Raw genomic sequence first — 2439 nt, forward strand, 5'->3', positions numbered from 1 at the left:
CTCGCCGGTGGGCGTCATCCGCTCGCGCACGCTCGTCTCCTGCGGGGTTCGGCTCTCCGGCGGAGACCCCAGTCTGCCCCGGCACGACGGCGTGGCGGCTGACGGCCTGCCTCGCCGCGCTGATCGTACGTCCTGCGGCGAGACCGCCGGACCGCGCTCCACTCCCCCGTCCAGCCGCGAGCCCGCACCCCCGTATGCCTGATCAACACCGTTTCCGCAAGTACCCATGCACTGATCCGCATGTCACACCGGGACAACTGTCCCACTGGGACATTCCAGCAGTACGCTTGTCCCGTGAGCGTTCGACCAGAGCCGGTCGTGGACGGCCGGAGGCAGCGGAAGACCCTGCGCACGCGGGAGGCACTCGCCTCGGCGGCGGTGGAGCTCGTGGTGGCGCGCGGACTGCGCGCGGTCACCGTCGAGGAGATCGCCGACCGGGCCGACGTCACCCGGCGCACCTTCAGCCGCTACTTCGCGGGCAAGGAGACCGCCGTCCTGGACGGCGTGCGGGCCGACGGCGACCGGATCAACGCCGCCCTGCGGGCCCGCCCCGAGGGCGAGGACCCGGTGACGGCCTACCGCGCCGCCGTCCGGGACTGGCTCGACGACGAGGACGAACCCGCCTGGCACCGCCGCCCCGGCGTCCGCGACCTGTTGCGGCTGACCGAGCGGGAGCCCACGCTGTTCGGCGCGCACCACCACCTCCGGGCTCTCGCCGAGGCCGAGTCGGTGCGGGTGCTCGCGGAGCGGATGGGCGTGCCCGAGGACGACCTGCGGCCCGCCGTGGTGGTCGGCGCGGGCGCGGGCGCGCTGGTGGCGGCGACCCGCCTGTGGCTCTTCGGCGACGAGGAGCTGCCCGTGCTGGTGGACCGCGCGTTCGACGCCCTGGTCGGGGCGCTCGCCATACCTACAACGCAGTGGAGTGCGCCATGAAGGCTGTGCAGTACCGCGAGATCGGCAAGGCCCCCGAGGTCGTCACCGTCCCCGACCCCGAGGCCGGTCCCGGCCAGGTCGTGCTGGAGGTGGCCGCCGCGGGCGTGTGCCACTCGGACATCGCCGTGATGGAGTGGCCCGCCGAGGTCTACGGCTACGGCTTCCCCCTCACCCTGGGCCACGAGGGCGTCGGCAAGGTCGCCGCCCTCGGCCAGGGCGTCACGGGCCTGAAGGTCGGAGAGATGGTCGCCGTCTACGGCCCGCAGGGCTGCGGCTCGTGCGCCAAGTGCGCCGAGGGCAAGGAGAACTACTGCCTGCGCGCCGCCGAGCTGGGCATCAACCCGCCCGGACTGGGCGCGCCCGGCGCGATGGCCGAGTACATGCTGATCGACAACGCCCGCCACCTGGTGCCGCTGGGCGACCTCGACCCGATCTCGGCCGCCCCGCTCACCGACGCGGGCCTCACGCCGTACCACGCGATCAAGAAGTCGCTGCCCAAGCTGGTCCCCGGCAGCACCGCCGTGGTCATCGGCACCGGCGGCCTGGGCCACATGGCCATCCAGATCCTGCGCGCCACCACCGCGGCCCGCGTGATCGCGCTGGACGTGTCGAAGGAGAAGCTGGAGCTGGCGGCGGCGGTCGGCGCGCACGAGACCGTGCTGTCCGACGCGAACGCCACCAAGGCCGTGCGCGAGCTGACCGGCGGCCTGGGCGCCGAGGTCGTGCTCGACTTCGTGGGCGTGGGCCCGACGGTGGCCACGGCGGCGGGCGTCGTCGCGGTCGAGGGCGACCTGACCGTGGTCGGCATCGGCGGCGGCACCGTGCCGGTCGGCTTCGGCACCATCCCGTTCGACGTGTCGGTGTCCACCCCGTACTGGGGCAGCCGGGGCGAGCTGATCGAGGTGCTGGACCTGGCCCGGTCCGGCGCGCTGACCGTGCACACCGAGACCTTCGGCATCGACGAGGCCCCGCTGGCCTACGAGCGGCTGCACGCCGGTCAGGTGCGCGGGCGCGCGGTCGTGCTGCCGCGCGGCTGAGTCCTGCGACGGGCGCGCCGCCCCTCGGCGCGCCCGCTCGCGGCTCGGGGTGGACGTGGAGCGGTCCGGTGGTGGCGGCCACCGGGCCGCTTCGCCATGCCCACGACCGGGTGAACCCCTTTCGGGCGACGGCTGGCTCAGACCCCGTGCGGGCGGCTGCGGGCGGACGGGATGCCGCGCGGGGCGTCGGCGTGGACCACGTTCGCCAGCACGCGCGCCAGCGCCGCCGGGTCGCCCGAGTCCGCGACCGCCTGCCCGGCCGTGATGCCACCGGACCCGGCGGCCAGCGCGCGCCGCGCCTCGGCGACGGTCTCCGCGTCCACCCGGTGGTGGGTGACCGCGACCAGCACCGGGATGGCGCACCCGGCGATCACGTCGGCCTGCGCCGCGTGGTCGGCGACCGGGGGCAGCTCCACCAGGTCGGCGCCGAGGTCGACGGCGAGCCCGGCGGCGCGGGCCAGCAGCTCCG

General features: G+C 75.2%; 2 protein-coding genes and 1 pseudogene. 2 read left to right on the top strand and 1 reads right to left on the bottom strand.

Features of this window, described 5'->3' with window-relative positions; translation table 11 throughout:
• Positions 1-294 precede the first annotated feature (294 nt).
• Positions 295-933 (top strand): TetR family transcriptional regulator, encoded by a 639-nt coding sequence (locus ACTUAL_RS14910; protein WP_232519860.1) that lies wholly within the window; start codon positions 295-297, stop codon positions 931-933.
• Positions 930-1970: an NAD(P)-dependent alcohol dehydrogenase gene (locus ACTUAL_RS14915; RefSeq protein ID WP_440900665.1), complete on the top strand. Its 1041-nt coding sequence runs from the start codon at positions 930-932 to the stop codon at positions 1968-1970. Before ACTUAL_RS14910 ends, ACTUAL_RS14915 begins: the two co-directional genes overlap by 4 nt.
• A gap of 137 nt (positions 1971-2107) precedes the next feature.
• On the opposite strand, the pseudogene ACTUAL_RS14920 reads toward ACTUAL_RS14915, so the two are convergent.
• Positions 2108-2439, bottom strand: a pseudogene (locus ACTUAL_RS14920) (hypothetical protein); the annotation flags it as partial.

It is taken from the genome of Actinosynnema sp. (genome assembly GCF_052038725.1).